Origin of the sequence: Hyalangium gracile (assembly GCF_020103725.1) — a bacterium.
Taxonomy (GTDB): Bacteria; Myxococcota; Myxococcia; order Myxococcales; family Myxococcaceae; genus Hyalangium; species Hyalangium gracile.
The window spans coordinates 373,721-389,861 of the sequence record NZ_JAHXBG010000005.1; the positions used below are offsets into that span (position 1 = coordinate 373,721).

At 72.1% G+C, this 16,141-nt stretch carries 12 protein-coding genes; all 12 read left to right on the top strand.

Features of this window, described 5'->3' with window-relative positions:
- Position 1: 1 nt before the first annotated feature.
- Genes KY572_RS12310 through KY572_RS12365 form a run of 12 tightly spaced genes read left to right on the top strand, consistent with a single transcriptional unit; the run spans position 2 to position 16,141 of the window.
- Positions 2-1,381, top strand: coding sequence for a CIS tube protein (locus tag KY572_RS12310; RefSeq protein WP_224242767.1), 1,380 nt, complete (start codon positions 2-4; stop codon positions 1,379-1,381).
- Complete coding sequence (locus tag KY572_RS12315) at positions 1,372-1,548, top strand: hypothetical protein (protein ID WP_224242768.1); 177 nt, start codon at positions 1,372-1,374, stop codon at positions 1,546-1,548. The genes KY572_RS12310 and KY572_RS12315 overlap by 10 nt, the downstream gene beginning before the upstream one ends.
- A complete protein-coding gene (locus tag KY572_RS12320) occupies positions 1,541-2,623 on the top strand; it encodes a phage late control D family protein (protein ID WP_224242769.1) in 1,083 nt (360 codons plus the stop codon). The genes KY572_RS12315 and KY572_RS12320 overlap by 8 nt, the downstream gene beginning before the upstream one ends.
- Positions 2,623-3,282, top strand: coding sequence for a phage baseplate assembly protein V (locus tag KY572_RS12325; RefSeq protein WP_224242770.1), 660 nt, complete (start codon positions 2,623-2,625; stop codon positions 3,280-3,282). The genes KY572_RS12320 and KY572_RS12325 overlap by 1 nt, the downstream gene beginning before the upstream one ends.
- Before the next feature lie 3 nt (positions 3,283-3,285).
- Positions 3,286-5,010, top strand: coding sequence for a hypothetical protein (locus KY572_RS12330; protein WP_224242771.1), 1,725 nt, complete (start codon positions 3,286-3,288; stop codon positions 5,008-5,010).
- Positions 5,007-5,393 carry a GPW/gp25 family protein gene (locus tag KY572_RS12335; protein ID WP_224242772.1) on the top strand — a complete coding sequence of 129 codons (387 nt, stop codon included), beginning with the start codon at positions 5,007-5,009 and terminating at the stop codon, positions 5,391-5,393. Before KY572_RS12330 ends, KY572_RS12335 begins: the two co-directional genes overlap by 4 nt.
- Before the next feature lie 6 nt (positions 5,394-5,399).
- Positions 5,400-7,571, top strand: coding sequence for a putative baseplate assembly protein (locus KY572_RS12340; RefSeq protein WP_224242773.1), 2,172 nt, complete (start codon positions 5,400-5,402; stop codon positions 7,569-7,571).
- Between the two features lie 2 nt (positions 7,572-7,573).
- On the top strand, positions 7,574-9,784 hold the full coding sequence (locus KY572_RS12345) for a phage tail protein (protein ID WP_224242774.1): 2,211 nt from the start codon (positions 7,574-7,576) through the stop codon (positions 9,782-9,784).
- Positions 9,785-9,787: 3 nt separating this feature from the next.
- Positions 9,788-11,383, top strand: a complete 1,596-nt coding sequence (locus KY572_RS12350; RefSeq protein ID WP_224242775.1) for a contractile injection system tape measure protein — start codon at positions 9,788-9,790, stop codon at positions 11,381-11,383.
- A complete protein-coding gene (locus KY572_RS12355; protein ID WP_224242776.1) occupies positions 11,376-13,403 on the top strand; it encodes an ATP-binding protein in 2,028 nt (675 codons plus the stop codon). Before KY572_RS12350 ends, KY572_RS12355 begins: the two co-directional genes overlap by 8 nt.
- Before the next feature lie 9 nt (positions 13,404-13,412).
- On the top strand, positions 13,413-14,783 hold the full coding sequence (locus KY572_RS12360; RefSeq protein ID WP_224242777.1) for a coiled-coil domain-containing protein: 1,371 nt from the start codon (positions 13,413-13,415) through the stop codon (positions 14,781-14,783).
- Between the two features lie 11 nt (positions 14,784-14,794).
- Positions 14,795-16,141, top strand: coding sequence for a hypothetical protein (locus tag KY572_RS12365; protein WP_224242778.1), 1,347 nt, complete (start codon positions 14,795-14,797; stop codon positions 16,139-16,141).

A 16,141-nucleotide genomic window follows, 5' to 3' on the forward strand; every position in this document is an offset into this window, starting at 1 on the left:
CATGAGCGGACTCGTCAAGGCCACGCTCCAGCGCATCTGGAGCACCGAAACGGACACCGAGACCGAGGGCGACCCGGTCGAGGTGCAGTTCAACCCCGCCTCGCTCCGGCTGGCCCTCAGCAACACCGTCGAGGGCGGCCAGTCCCGAGGCCGGCAGGCCCGCCAGTTCATCGGCAGCAGCTCCACGCAGCTGTCCTTCGATCTCGTCTTCGACACCGCCGACGAGGGCACGCCCGATGGCCGGCCCCGCTCCGTGCGCGAGAAGACGGCGCTGGTGGAGCAGTTCGTCGTCCCCGAGGTGAAGGGCACCGACAAGCAGGCCCCGCCCAAGGTCCGCTTCCAGTGGAACGACCTGATCATCGACGGGATCATCAGCAGCCTCACCATCGATCTGGACTTCTTCGCCTCGGATGGCACCCCGCTCCGCGCGAAGATGGGCGTCTCCATCCAGGAGCAGGACGCCAAGTACCAGTTCCTCCAGCGGGGCGCCGGCGCCAACCAGGACAACCACCCCACCGACCGCAGCGCGCTCGCGCTCGCCGGGGAGAGCCTGGCCGACTTCGCCGCGCGCATGGGGCTGGATCCCGCCGCGTGGCGCGGACTGTCCGCCTCCGTGGAGGGCTCGCTCTCCCTCGAAGCCGGGGTGGAGATCGACTTCAACAGCAACCTCTCCGCCAGCGCGGGCCTGGGGGCCACCTTCGGTGTGGAGGCCGGCGTCTCCGCCTCGCTGGAGGCGTCCTTCGGGCTGGAGGGGGGCGCCAGAGCGGGCGGCTCCTCATCCTCCGGTCGCGCGCTCGCGGCCTCGGGCGGCGTGAGCGCGGCCATCGAGACGGTGGAGAGCCTCAAGGCGAGCACGGCGGCGGACGCGACGCGGAAGGCCTTCGGGGTCTCCGCTCCGGCCCCTGCCTCCCGGACGAGCACCGCCTCGGGCTCCGCGTCCGCCGCGGTGCGGCCCTCGACGCCCATCGCCGTCAACGCTCCCGTGGCGCGGCCCTCGATGCCCGAGCAGCCGCGCACGCCCCTGTCCCTCTCGGGGCTGCCCTCGCCCACCCAGCAGTCCCAGGCTCCCTCGCGCCCGGCGCCTCCCCAGGCGGATCCCCGCGCGACGACGTTCGGGCTGGGCGTGCCGCTGCGTCCCCGGGTGTCCGGCGCGGCGGACCAGCGTGCCGGCGCCGTCTCCGGCCAGGTTCCCTTGCGCCCCGCGCATGCGGCCCACCAGGTGCCCGAGACGCGCGATCCCTCCGCGCCGCCCTGGACGCAGCTCCCAGCGGGGGACAGGGTCCGCGCCGCCGTCAAAGCCACCCAGGCCCAGCGCAGCCCCCGCCGTGGGTGTGGCTGCCGGGGTGCCTGCTCGCACCGGGGAGGTCCATCATGGCGGTGAACGTGGAGAACCTCACCTCCGAGGTGGTGCCCGAGGCCGAGCCGGGCCAGCAGCCCTCCGGCTCCGAGCCGTCCACCCCGTGGCAGGAGGTGGAGCGAGTGAAGGCCGCGCTCGCGCGCCTCGCCGAGGATCGACTCCGGACCCGCGCCGAGGGGTTCGATGACTAGGCTCTTCGCCTCGGCGGCGCCCGTCTTCAAGGTGGATGGCGAGACTCGGGGAGAGCTCGCCCGGGACGTGCTGCGCCTGGAGATCGAGGAGAACACCGAGGGGCTGAAGACGCTCACCCTGCGGCTGCTGGCGCAGGGGCCCCGCGCGGACTCGCGGGCGGAGGGCCTGCTCCACATCGAGAACTCTCCGATCGACTTCGGCAAGTCGCTCGAGGTGTCCATCGGCCGCAGCGGCGAGGACCGCGTCATCTTCAAGGGCACCATCAGCGCCCTGGAGGCCGGCTTCCAGGAGGGCTCCGAGCCCGAGGTGGTGGTGTTCGCCGAGGACAAGCTGATGGCCCTGCGAATGACGCGCCGGTGCCGCACCTATAATGACGTCACGGACGCGGACATCGCCCAGGCGATCGCCCGCGAGCACGGGCTGAGCGCGCAGGCGGAGGCCCCCGGCCCCACGTACGACGTCGTCCAGCAGTGGAACCAGAGCGACCTGGCCTTCCTGAGGGATCGCGCCCGCCTCCTCCAGGCGGAGGTGTGGTTCCAGGACGACGCGCTGCACTTCAAGACGCGGGGCAACCGGCGGGCCGCCGAGCTCACCCTCGTCCAGGGCAACCAGCTCATCGAGGCCCGGCTGCGCGCGGACCTGGCCCACCAGCGCACCAGCGTGGCGGTGAGCGGGTACGACGCCTTCCAGCGCGAGTCCATCCACCAGCCTTCAGGCACGGACGTCCTGGCGGAGGAGGTGTCCGAGGGACGCACGGGAGCGTCCATCCTGCAGAGCGCCTTCGGCGAGCGGGCCTCGCACCGCGTGCGCAACGTCCCCCTGACGAGCACCGAGGCCGACGCATGGGCCCGGGCCGAGCTGCTCCGCCGCGGGCGGCGCTTCGTCACGGTGACGGGCGTCACCAATGGCAGCCCCAGCATGGAGGTGGGCAGCCGGCTCACGCTGGAGCGAGTCGGCCGGCCCTTCAGCGGCGGGGGCTACTACGTCACCCGTGTCCGCCACACTTACGACCTGACCCATGGCCACCGCACGCACTTCGAGGCGGAGCGCCCAACCGTGAGCGAGAGCACCTGATGAGCGACACCCACGCTGATGGCGGCGGCCCTCGTTACTTCGGCCTCTACCCCGCCCTGGTCACCAGCATCATGGACGAGCGGCGCCTCGGCCGCATCGAGGTGAAGTTCCCCTTCCTGGGCGAGCCCGGCAAGGACGTGCGCGCGTGGGCCACCCTGCTCACGCCCTACGCGGGCGACAACCAGGGCTTCGAGGTGCTGCCCGAGGTGGGCACCCAGGTGGTGGTGGGCTTCGAGGCGGGAGAGCTGCGCCGGCCCTACATCGTCGGCGCCTGCTGGAACGGCCAGGCGGCCCTGCCCGCCGCGCCCGAGGAGGCCAACAACAAGCGCCTCATCAAGACGCGCTCCGGCAGCACGCTCGAGTTCGACGACACCCAGGGCGCCGCCAAGGTGACGCTCTCGCTGGCCAACGGCCAGAAGCTGGTGCTGGACGAGGGGGCGAGTCGGGTGACGCTCTCCGACGCGAACCAGAGCACCATCACCTTCGAGCCGAGCGGAGACATCGTCATCACCGCCAGACAGCGGCTGGTCATCTCCGCGGCCTCGGTGCTGGTGCAGTCCCCGTCCACCACCTACACCGGCAGCGTCACCTGCACGGCCCTCACCGCTACCTCCGTCACCTCGCCGCTCTACTCCCCGGGCGCGGGCAATGTCTGGTGAGCCATGACGACCGCCCATCCCTGGAAGCTCGTCGCCCCCTGGTACCGCTGGCAGCGCCAGATCAGTGAGGGTGTGGCCACGTCTCCCCGGGGGACGCGGCCGGTGTTCCAGAAGTTCGACAAGCCGGACTTCGTGGAGGGCTTCCTCAAGGATCCGCAGCGCTCGCTGCGCTTCAAGGAAGAGGTGGACCGCATCTTCAACGTCCAGCTGGTGGCCGCCCCGCTGCTCACCGGAGGCGTCTTCGCCGGCAAGTCCACCAGCTTCTACGCGCCGAAGCTCGATCCCCACCAGCCGGCGAAGCCCCAGCGGGCGAGCCTGGTCCCCACGGGCATCCGGAAGATCTTCCTGGAGACGCACCGGCGCTACTACCTGGTCGTCTGCGAGCTGCACTGCGACATGCCCGGCTTCCCCACCGCCTCCGCCAGCGAGGTGTGCCAGGCCGGCTTCGTGGTGCGGCGCCGGGTGATGAAGGTACCGAACGCCGCGCGCAAGGAGGCGCTCGCGCTGCTCAAGGAGATCGTCGACCTGCAGGCCCAGGTGGCGGAGCTGGACGAGACGGCGCCCCTCAAGCCCCGCGCCGCCCAGAAGCGCCGCGAGAAGATCGAGAAGATGAAGGCCGATGGGACGTTCGGCCCCGAGCGGGTGAAGGTGCTCGAGCAGATCGTCGCCAAGAAGAAGGAGCTGCAGAAGTGGAAGGACGACAACGGCGTCGTGACGATCCACGAGGGCTGGGTGCCTGGACCGTTCGACAAGATCGGCCAGTGGCAGCTGGTGGAGGAGACGCCGCGGGAGCTGACCGAGACCACCTTCCCGCTCTACCCGCTCTTCGCGGATCCCACGGCCCCCCAGCACGACGCGAAGGGGAAGACGCTGTACTTCGGCGTGCTCCCCACGAGCACCTTCGAGACCGACGCGCGGGGCGAGGCGCGCTTCGACGACCGGATGCTCTATGAGGTCCGCTGCTTCGTCCGCCGCCACGATCCGAAGTGTCCCCGGAAGGTGGACGCCCCGGACTGCTGCGGCGAGCTGGTCTGGAGCGAGCCCACCGAGAGCTACCGGCTGGCCTCGCAGAGTGACTTGCAGGGCACCAGCAACCGGCCCATCACCATCCAGGTGCCGGACCTGGGCGAGCTGTCCGCCCAGGCCGCCAGCCTGCCCTTCGGCACCTTCTCGCCGATGCGGTTCTCCCAGCCCCAGTCCCTCAAGCCCATCATCTCCGGCAACGCGCTGTCCGGCGGGGCCATGGGCGCGCAGGCCGTCTGCTTCTTCGCCATCCCGCTCATCACCCTGGTCGCGCTCTTCGTCCTCAACATCTTCCTGCCCATCCTCGTCTTCATGTTCGGGCTGTGGTTCCTGCTCGTCTTCAAGTTCTGCATCCCGCCCAGCCTCCAGATCGACGCGGCGCTGGACGCGGAACTCACCGCCATCCCTCCCGACATCAACCTCGATCTCGAGCTGGAGGCGTCCGTCGCGACGGGGCTGAACACGAAGCTGAAGGTCGAGCTGTCCACCGGCATCGCGAACACGATGGGGCTGGATGCGGGCGAGGTGAGCACTCAGTTCGACGGCTACGCCAACACGCCCCTCGCGGGGCTGCACAAGGGCATGGCCCCCGGCGGCTTCAAGGACACGGATCCAGTCCCCAGGCCCGAGAAGATCTTCGGTCCGGATCTGGTCGCCCAGCTGGAGTTCGAGCCCCGCGTCACCGTGGAGGTGAAGGTGTCATGAGCTCACTGCGCTTCCTCGGAAAGGGCTGGGGCTTCCCCGTGAAGCCCGGGCAGGAAGGGTCGCTGCCGCTGACGGAGGGCCCGGAGAAGGTGGCCGAGTCCATCCGCATCATCCTCGACACCGAGCCCGGCGAGCGCATCATGCGCCCCAGCTTCGGCTGTGGGCTGCGCCGCTACCTCATGCGCCCCAACTCGAGCGCCACCCGCGCGCTCATCCGCCACGACGTGGAGGCAGCGCTCACCAGCTTCGAGCCGCGCATCCAGCTCACCGAGGTGCGCGTGGATCCCGGCGAGGATCCGGCGCTGGTGCTCATCCGGATCGCCTACGTCCACGTGCGAGATGGCCGGCCCGGCAACCTCGTCTACCCCTTCTACCTGCAGTAGCGCGCCATGCCCCTCCCGACGCCCATCCTCGACGACCGCTCCTATCAGCAGCTCCGCGACGAGCTCGTGCGGCGCATCCCCGTCTACTCGCGCGAGTGGACCGACCACAACCCGAGCGATCCGGGCATCACCCTGCTGGAGCTGTTCGCCTTCCTGGGCGAGAACCTGCTCTTCCGCTTCAACCAGATCCCCGAGGCCACCCAGCTGGCCTTCCTGCGGCTGCTGCGCATCCCCCTGCGCACCGCCACGGCGGCCCAGGCCATGGTGGCCGTCACCACCACCGAGCCCGCGGGCAGCCTCGTCCCCGCCGGCAGCGTGGCCCTGGCGGGCAGCATTCCCTTCGAGACGACGACCGAGGTGCTGGCCCTGCCGCTCTCCGCGCTCGCCGTCTGCAAGTCCCGCACGGCGCCGCCGCAGCCGGGAGAGGAGGCTGACTTCGCCCAGGCCGCGCTGGACGTGATGGAGATCTCCGAGGCCGAGGCGGACTACTACCGCAACGAGTCCGTCCCCCTGGATCCCTCCAAGCCGGGTGCGCAGCCCGTCGACTTCCAGGGCGCGGTGGATGGCATGCTCTGGCTCGCGGTGCTGGAGCAGACCGGCGTGACGGACCTGGCGAAGCTGAAGGGCCGCACGCTGAACGTGGGCTTCGTCCCCGACGAGCAGATCACCAGCCTCGAGGACGTGGAGGGCCCGTGCGCCGGAGAGGGCGCGCAGGACCGGAGCCCGGAGGTGGTCTGGGAGTACTCCACCGGCCAGATCGATCCGCAGACGAAGCAGCCCATCTATCGGACGCTCGCGGTGGAGGGAGACACCTCGCGCGGCCTCACCCAGAGGGGCGTGGTGAGGCTCAAGCTGCCCACGGACGTGACGCAGCTGGGCGTGTTCACCCCCGAGGATCCGGACATGCTGGGCGCGGGCCAGTTCCCACCGGCGCTGGAGGACGAGGAGCTGGCCCAGAAGGTGAAGTTCTGGATCCGGGCCTGGCGGCGCGTGAGCAGTGACCGCCCCTTCGGCCGCGTCCTGTGGGTGGGCGTCAACGCCACCGAGGTGGTGCAGACGCGCAAGGCCCGCCCCGAGTTCGTCGGCACGGGCAACGGGCAGCCAGAGCAGCAGTTCGCCCTGGTGCACAAGCCGCTGATGGAAGGCAGCCTGGTGCTGGAGGTGGAGGAGCCCGGCGGCTGGCGGCCGTGGGTGGCCGTGGAGGACTTCCACGCCAGCGCCGAGGATGACCGGCACTACGTGGTGGACCTGGAGGCGGGCACGGTCCGCTTCGGCAACGGGGTGAAGGGCCGCGCCCCGCAGATCGGCGAGCGCCTGCGCGCCACCGAGTACCGCTACGGCGGCGGCGCCGAGGGCAATGTGCCGGCCAAGGCGATCTCCAAGCTGGAGGCGCTGCCCGCGCTCAAGCTCTCCAATCCCCTGCCGGCGCGCGGAGGGGCTCCGGCGGAGTCCATCGCGGAGGCGCTCGAGCGGGTGCCGGCCGAGTTCCGCCGCCACGATCGCGCCGTCACCCGGAGCGACTTCCAGGAGCTGGCGCTGGCCACTCCGGGAGCCAACGTGGGCCGCGCCGAGTGTCTGGCCCTGTTCCACCCGCCCACCCGCGAGCTGAACGCGGCGGGCGTGGTGAGCGTGGTGGTGTGGCCGCGAGAGGACCGGCAGCACCCGAACGCGCCCATGCCGGACCGCACCCTGCTGCGCTCGGTGTGCCGCTGGCTGGATGCGCGGCGCCTCATCACCACCGAGCTGTGGGTGATTCCGCCCACGTACCGCAAGGTGGCGGTGGCGGTGGGGCTCCAGGTGAAGCCCGGCTATGGCGTGGAGGCCGTGGGGCGCTGGGTGGAGCTGGTGCTGCGGCAGTACCTGGCGCCGCTGCCGCCCTATGGGCCCGAGGGCCACGGCTGGCCGCTGGGCCGGCGGGTGCTCGGGCGTGAGCTGGAGGCCGCCGCGCTCCAGGTGGAGGGCGTGCAGTACCTCACCGAGGACGTGAAGGTGGCCGGCTGGGACGAGGCTCAGAAGAAGTGGGTGCCCGGCACCGTGGAGCTGAAGCCCTGGGAGGTGCCGGAGCTGGCGGAGATCACCGTGGTGGAGGGCGAGCCCCTCGAGCCCGGCGAGGCGCTGGGCCCGCCGGCTTCGCCCAAGGTGGGCGTGCCCATCCCCATCATCAAGGAGGAGTGCTGATCGTGGCTCCCACCCGGCCATTCGCGCTGGTGCGCACCCGGGACCAGTGGCTCCGGTCGGCTCACGAGGACACGTACCTCGATCCGATCTCGGATGCCCTGGAGCTGGACTGGACCGCGCCCGCGCACTCGGACACGGAGAACCCCGCGCCGCTGCTCGGCGCCGGCCTCGCGTTCGATCAGGAGTGTCGGCTCTACCACTCGCTCCCGGATCAGGGAGGCGTGGAGCGGGTGATGTGGGCCGCTCGCCAGAGCGCCGGCGAGGTGCCCGCCCCCATGGAGCTGTTCCCGGCTCCCGAGCCCGAGGACCTGGGGGAGTTTGCCCCGGCGAACCCCGCTCCGACGGCGCTCGCCGTGCCGCGCGGGCTGGCCGTGGATGTGGATGACCGCCTCTTCGTCGCCGAGTCGGGCGCCAACCGCATCCTCGTCTTCGAGCTCTGGAGCCGGCGCCTGCTGCGCAAGGTGGTGCTCGGCGATCCGCTGGCCCCCGGGCCTCGGCCGCTGGATCTCGCCGCCTCGGGCAACACCGTCCATGCGGTCCTCACGGCGCCGGCCGGGCTGATCCGGCTGACGGCCCGCAGGGATCCGGTCTCCATTCCCCTGCCCGCGGGCGTCACGGCTCCCTCTCGCATCGCGGTGTCTCCCGCTGGGGAGCTCTTCCTGCTCGATGGCGCGGCGGGCGCGGGGGCCCGGGTCGTTCCGGTGGCGCACCCCGAGGACGCCTTCGCGGTGCCGTACGCCACGGATGTGGAGTGCGAGGCGGACGGAGTGGTGGTGGTGGCCCGGCGGCCGGGCGCGGACTTCCGGCGCTTCCGGGTGGCTCCGGGCGCGGTGGAGGAGCTGCCTCCTTATAAGGCGCGGGGCTACGACGGGCTGGGCATCGTCCGCACCCCGGGCGACAAGCCCGCGATCGGCTTCTGGACCGCGCAGGGCTTCCGCCATGCGGTGCCCGCGCGCGTCACCTACGCCCGGCGGGGGCGCGTCACCACGTTCCGGCTGGACAGCGGCGAGTTCCAGACCGTCTGGGGCCGGCTCTTCCTCGACGCCTGCATCCCCGAGGGCACGGAGCTCCGCGCGCACTTCATCACCCAGGACGAGCCCACCGACGAGCCCTCGCTGCCGTGGACCCTGCCGGAGAAGCTCATCAAGGAGGTGGTGCCGCGACCGGACCTGTCTCCTCCCCTGCCGCCGCTGTCGCTCGTCCCCACCGTGGAGAAGGTGGACCAGCTGCTGCACCGCCGCGAGAGCGGCCGTGAGCTGCCCTGGGCCCAGCAGCCCCCCGAGGATCACTTCGTCACGTACGAGGCGCCCATCCGCGCTCCGGCCGGACGCTACCTCTGGGTGACGCTGGAGCTGTCCGGCAACACGCGGCAGACCCCGCGCGTGCGGGGACTGCGTGCCGAGTACCCCTCGCACGACTACCTGCGCCGCCTGCCCAAGACGTTCTCGCGCGATCCCGAGGCGGCGGACTTCCTGCGCCGCTACCTCGCTCCGCTGGAGGGCTTCCTCGGAGACCTGGAGGCCCGCGCCGCCACGCGCCACGCGCTCCTCAACCCGCGCGCCACGCCGGACGAGCTCCTCCCATGGCTGGCGAGCTTCGTCGGCCTCGTCCTCGACGAGCGCTGGTCCGCCGAGGTGCGCCGGGCGCTGATCGGCGAGGTGATCTGGCTCTTCCGCTACCGCGGCACGCTGAAAGGCCTGGAGCGGTTCATCGAGCTCTGCCTGGGGGTGAAGCCCATCCTCATCGAGCACTTCCGGCTCCGGGGGCTCGGGGGCGCCGTGCTGGGAGACTCGGGGCCTGCGTTCTCCAGCTCCGTGCTGGGCGGAGGCTTCCGCGTCGGAGGCCAGGTGGGCGAGCAGACCCAGTCCCCGATCCAGGGCACCGCGGCCGACGCGTTCAAGACCCACGCCCACCGCTTCAGCGTCCTGGTGCCCGCGGCGCTCTCCACCGAGCAGCGGGAGATGCTGGAGCACCTGCTGGAGGTCCATCGGCCCGCGCATACGATCTTCGACATCTGCACCGTGGACGCGGGGATGCGGGTGGGGCGCGGGCTCCACCTCGGCCTGTCGTCCATCGTGGGCAGGACGGGCGGCTTCAGCCCGCTCCAGGTGGGTGGCAACGCCGTGCTGGGGCGCGACGCCATCGTGGGCAGGCCCTCGGACGGGCTGCTCCTGGACGGCAGTCGGCTTGGCGCCAACACCCGGGTGAGATGACCGATGGAGACCCTGCGCATCCACCAGCTCACGACGCGCTACCGGCTCCCGGCTTCGGCCCTGGAGGAGCGGGCCCGCCTCGATCGCGTGCTCCGGCAGATGCTGGACGAGGTGCTCGAGGCCGCCCTGGAGCGCGCCGGTGTCCCCACGCACGAGGAGATCTGCGTGCGGGAGCTGCACGTGCCGGTGCGGCTGCGGCTGGAGGCGGCGGACTCCTCGCTGGCGGTGGATTGGAGCCTGGCGCTCGTGGAGGCCCTCAAGGAGGCCCTGGTGAAGGGCGGGGCGGGAGTCGTCCACTACGGCTCGCGCCACCATGCGCTGGTGGATGTGGCCCTCAGCGCCGCGCGAGGCGAGCTGTCCCGGACGTGGGCGTGGAAGCAGCTCGGGATGTGGAGCCTCGCTGGCAACGGGGTGTCCGAGGCGGAGGCGGTCCGCGAGGCGAACCGCGCGCTCCTCGCCGATCCGCGCGCCATCGTCCCCGTGATCTCGGAGCTGGCCCGGGCCGGCGCGCTGCTCCGCTTCATCGAGCTGACACGCGCCGATGGCGCCACGGCGCTCGCTCGCGCCGCCCTCACCCACTCCGCCGCGCCCGCCGCGCTGGCGGTCCCCGCGCCCTCCGAGGAGGCACCCCGCGCGGCCTCGGCCCCGTCGTCGCTGGAGCGCCAGGTGGCACGCATCCTCGGTGCCTCGAAGATCGCGCGCGCCATCGTCAGCAGCGCTGGTGCCACGCACGCCCTCCCCACGGAAGCCCGATCGCTGCGCGCGCTGGCGGTCTTCTCGGTGCTGGAGGCGGAGCCCACGGCCTTCCGCCAGGGGCCTCGGGCAAGCACCCACCTGCTGCTCGATGTGGAGCAGCGGCTGCGCACCTCGGCATCCGGTACGCCCACCGCGTCGCGAGGGCCCGCAGCCGAGGCGTCTTCTCCGAGGCAGGACCCTGCCCGTGCCTCCTCCAACCAGGAGCGGGAGTCCACGCCTGACGCCTCCGTCCAGGGGAAGGAACCCGCCCCGGACGCCTCCACGCCGAGGCGGGACTCCACGGCCGACGCCACCACACAGGAGCCGGAGTCCACTCCGGACTCCGCCCTCACCCAGGTGCGCCGCCGTGGCACCACCCGGGCCGCGGGGCTCCTCTTCCTGCTGCACATCGTGGACGAGCTGGGCCTGCCAGACACACTGCTCTCCAGCGAGTTCGCCGCCGTGCGCGGGCCCCGCTGGATGCTGCATCAGCTCGCGCTCACCCTGCAGCCGCTGGAGCCGGCCGATCCCGCCGCGCTCGCCTTCGCGGGCCTGGCCCCCGACGCCGAGCCTCCCTCCGAGGGAGAGCCTCCACCCACCGACGCCGAGCGCGACTTCCTGGCGGCCTGCGCGACGCGCATCGTGGAGCGCACCCGGGAGCGCCTGGGCCAACCGGATGAGCCTCGCGAGAAGCTGCTGCTCTTCGTCTGCCGGCGCCGCGGCGAGGTGGTGGCGGATCCGGGCTGGATCGAGATCCGGATGGAGCTGGACGAGGTCTCCACCGAGCTGCGCAGGGCCGGCCTGGATCTGAACCCGGACTGGCTGCCCTGGCTCGGCGTGGTGATGAGGTTCACCTATGCGTGAGCCCGGCCTCGGAATCGAGCCCCTGCCTCAGGCAGGCAGCCCTCCGGGCCCGCGGCTCGCGCGGGAGACGGGCATCTTCGCCGGTCGCCTGGCCCAGCTCCTCGACGGGGCGCTCGCCGCCGAGGGTCCCCTGGCCCGTCAGCGGGAGCTCCTGGAGCAGATCTTCCTCTCCACCGCGGGAGACCGTCCCCTGGGCGAGTGGAAGGGCAGCGCGCTCGACCGCATGGAGGAGCCGCCGCACCCGCTGGATCGGATCGCCACCGCGCTGAGGCTGGCGCCCGTCGAGGCGGATCTGCTGCTCCTCTCGGGGATGCCCGAGCAGCACGAGGGGCTCTGCGCCGTGCTGCGCTCGCTGCACCCTCGGTCCGAGCCGTGGATGAGCGTGGGGCTCGCCGCGCAGCTCCTCTGCCGCTCCACCGAGGAGCGGCTCCTGCTGCGCGAGGTGCTGGAGACAGGCCCCGCCATCCGCGCGGGGCTCATGCGGATGACCGGAGAGGCCCCCTTCTTCGAGCGCAGCCTGGTGCCGAGCGAGTCGCTCTGGTCCGCGCTGCACGGGTTCGACGTGTGGCCCGCGGGGCTGGTGCCCCTCCAGACGCCGGTGACGGTGAGCGGGCTGGAGGACTGGCTCGACACGCCGAGCGCTCGGGTCGCCATCCGAGCCCTGCAGTCCGGAGAGCCGCGCACCGTGCTGGTGGCCGCCGAGTCCGAGGAGGTGGCCCTGCCGCGCGCCGCCGCCCTGGCCGCCGCGGCCTCGGTGCCCTCGGTCCGCCTGGGCACCACGGGCCCCTGGACTCCGGAGCTCGTGCGGCAGGCCTGCCTCCATGCCCTGGCGCGAGGGATGGTTCCGGTGCTCCGGCTGCCCGCGTCCGAAGGCTCCAGCACCGTCGAGGTCCCCTCCTTCGATGGCTTCCCCGGACCGGTGCTCGTCGCCGTGCGCGAGGGGGCCACCGCCGTCCGAGGCCTGCGGCCCGCGCAGACGCTCTACGTGGAGCGCCCCTCCACGAGCGCCCGCGCCCAGGCCTGGGGCGAGCTGCTGCCGGAGCTGGGCTCGCTGTCCCGGGTGCTCGCGACGCGCTACAGCCTGGAGCCCTCGGCGGTGCGCGAGGTGGCCGAGGACGTGCGCAGCGCGGCTCAGCTCGAGGGCACCTCGCCCGGCCTCTCCCATGTGGCCGCGAGCGTGCGCACCCGCACGGGGCTCTCGCTCATCCCCAGCGTGAAGCTGATCCAGCCCAAGGCCCGCTGGGAGCACCTGGTGCTCGCACCGGACCGGCTCGCCCAGCTGCGCGAGGCGGTGGACCGGCTCGGCTACCAGCAGCAGGTGCTGGACGAGTGGCGGCTGCTCTCGGGCCGGCCCGGCGCGCATGGCGTCCGGATGCTCTTCGCAGGCCCGCCGGGCACGGGCAAGACGCTCTCCGCCGAGGTGCTCGCCAGCGCCCTGGGGGTGGACCTGCTGCTGGTGGACATCTCGCGCCTGGTGTCCAAGTGGATCGGCGAGACGGAGAAGAACCTCTCCGCCGTCTTCGACGCCGCCGAGCACACCCAGGCGGTCCTCTTCTTCGACGAGGCGGATGGCCTGTTCGGCCGCCGCTCCGAGGTCTCCGACGCGCACGATCGCTACGCCAACCTGGAGACGGCCTACCTGCTCTCGCGGCTGGAGCGCTTCGAGGGGCTGGCCGTGCTCTCCACGAACCTGCGCCACAACATCGACCCGGCCTTCATCCGGCGGCTGGAGTTCGTGGTGGACTTCGACGAGCCCACGCTCGAGGAGCGCCTGTCGCTGTGGCGCTGTCACCTGCCGTCCCAGGTCCCGCTCGCCAGGGAGGTCGATCTGGCGGAGCTGGCCGCTCTCTATCCCATCTCCGGAGGACTCATCCGCAACGCCGCCGTAGCCGCCGCGTTCCTCGCGGCCGCCCAAGCAAGCCCCATCACCCGTCACCACCTCGTCCGCGCCGTGTGGCGCGAGTACGCCAAATCCGGCCGTGCCTTCCCCGGTGTCCCCGCCGGGGTGGCCGACCCCTAGAGGAGCCCGATGCCAAACTCCCTCCTTGAACTCGCCACCCAGGAACGCGACCTCTTCAAGACGGCGCGGGACAACGCCCGCGACCGCCTGGGCACCGCGCAGGCCTTCCTGTCCGCCGAGCGCAAAACGCTGACCGACGCCATCGCCCAGCTCCAGCAGTACGAGGAGCAGATCGCCGCCCTGCGCGCGCAGCTCGCCGCGGCGGCGGTGCCCTCCGACGCCACCGTGCTGCTGGGAGAGCTCTCCACCGTGACCGTGCAGCACCGCCAGCAGCAGGCGACGGTGCTCGCCGCTCGCGCGGGGGTGGGCTCGGCCCAGGCCTCGGTGGCCAGCGCCCAGTCGATGCTCGAGCTGGCTGACGCCCGGCTGACGAGCGCGGAGGCCCGGCTCGCGCAGGCCACCCAGGAGGACGCCCGGCGCCAGGCCTGGAAGACCGCCGTGGGCCAGGCCCCGCTCGCGACCCTGCGCACGGACGCGAGCAACGTGCTCGCGGGCGCGGGAGGGAGCACGGTCTACGCGGCGGCCCAGGCGAAGTTCGTCCCGTCCATCATCCCCGCGAAGCTCTGGGAGCTGGCGACGCAGCGCTACACGCTGTGGCACGAGCGGCTGAAGCTGGCGCGCAAGGCCGTGGAGGAGGCCGAGGCGCAGCGGGCCACCCTGCTCGACACGAGCGGAGGGCTGGCGGGCAAGGCCGAGAAGCAGGGCGTCGCCTTCCGTCTGGCCGAGCGTCGCCTCACCGAGTACGCGCTCACCGGCCGCGACCGCTACACGCGGGCCGTCAAGCTGCTCCAGCAGCTCGCGGACCCGAGCAACCAGGTGCTCACGGCGGCGGAGGCTGCGGACGTCCAGGAGGCGCTCGGCGATCGGAACGACGCCGCGGACCTGGAGAAGCCGCTGAACGCGGCGCAGATCGTGCTGGACGCCAGACAGGCGGCGTACGACGACGCGGTGCTCGCCGCCTACGCGAAGGATCCCAACGACACCAACGTGAGCGACGACACCGGCGTGGTGGCGGCGAAGGGCCCGCGCGACACGGCCGAGACGACGAGAAACGACGCCCGGAATGACTTCGACGCGAACTCGCGAGCGCTGCTGCTCGCCTGGGCGGCGGTGATCCCGGACCGCGCGTGGCGCCAGATCCTCACCTTCCTGGAGGCCACCACGCTGCTCAACGAGGTGAAGGACACGCCCGCCACCCTGGTGGCCGACCTGAACGCGGCCGAGACCGCCTACGCCAACGCGCTGCTCGCGGAGGTGAAGCACTCCTTCTCCCTGGCCTTCCTCGAGAACGCCATCGCCACGCGGAAGGCGATGCTCGAGAGCGTCCAGGCCAACCAGCCCACCCGCCTGCTGAGCGCCATCCGCGGCGACGACATCTGAGGAGCCCCCCCATGCCCCAAGTCCTCACCCAGGCCAGTACCAGCTCCGCCTCGCAGTCGGCGAACGTGCAGCTCCCGGTCAATCCCTTCACGGCGCTCAACGTCCACTTCGGCATGCTGCTCGGAGTGGATGATCTCGAGACGCTGGAGGGCTACCCCCGCGGGAAGATCCGCCTCCACAACGCCTGGCTCCACGGCCCGGGCGTGGTGTGGGGGATGGGTGTCGAGGTCCAGCAGACGCGCGGTGAGCTCCAGGTGAACCCCGGCCTGGCGCTCGACGCGAGCGGCCACGAGCTGCACCTGGACTCCCCGAGCTGCGTCAACCTGGGCGCCTGGTACGCGGCCCACAAGGACGATCCGGGCTTCACGCCCGAGATCACCGACACGGGGGTGGTGTTCGACGCCCATGTCGTCATCCGCTTCAAGGCCTGTCTGACGCGGCCGGTGCCCTCCATCTCCGAGCCCTGCGAGGGCGCCACCCAGGGCGTGGCGTACTCGCGCGCCCAGGAGACGGTGGAGCTCTTCCTGCGCCCCAACTTCTCGCCTCCGCGCACGGCGCCGTACCACCGGCTCCGGCTGTTCTTCGGGCTGGATGACGTGCGCATCGAGAATGACCTGCCCGTGCAGGAGGATCTCGACATCCTCCAGCACCGCGAGACGATCCGCGCGCTCCCCGCGGAGGACCAGCCGAAGCAGGCCCTCGAGGCCTTCCGACGCTATGCCGCGCTCGACAGCGCCGAGCTGCAACCCGCGGCGGGTCCGGAGGGGGCGAGCACCCTGTTCCCGGCGCTGGATCCGAACGAGCTGGTGCTCGCCGACGTGCAGGGGATCGTGCTGAACGACACCTCCAACGGCTGGGTGCTGGCCACGCCGCTGCCGGAGATCCTGCCGCAGGTGCGGCCCTCGCACGTGGCCACCTCGACGATCCAGGAGCTGCTGTGCGGCGCGCTGCGGGGCCAGCCCGCGGACGCCGGAGGGCCCCGGGTGGACCCCTCCTCGGTGGCCATCACGGACAAGACGCTCTCCTTCACCACCACGAGCCCCATCGAGCGCAACAGCCTCACCGAGGAGACCGTCCTCCTGAGCCGCTTCACCCCGGACAAGGGCTGGCAGCCGCTGGCCTTCGTCCTGCCAGGAAGCCTGGGCGAGGACGGCACGAGCGTCTCCATCGATCTCACCGAGGAGCCTCCGAAGGAGGGGCTCTTCCGACTCGTGGTGCGGGGCACGGGCCCCCGGACGGTGCTGGGCGCGGGCCCGGACTTCCGCCCGTTCGCCGGAGCCGTGGATGGACCGCCCGGCACGGCCTCGCAGGGCCACGACTTCAGCCACCACTTCACCCTCACGCAGGCGAGGAGCTGA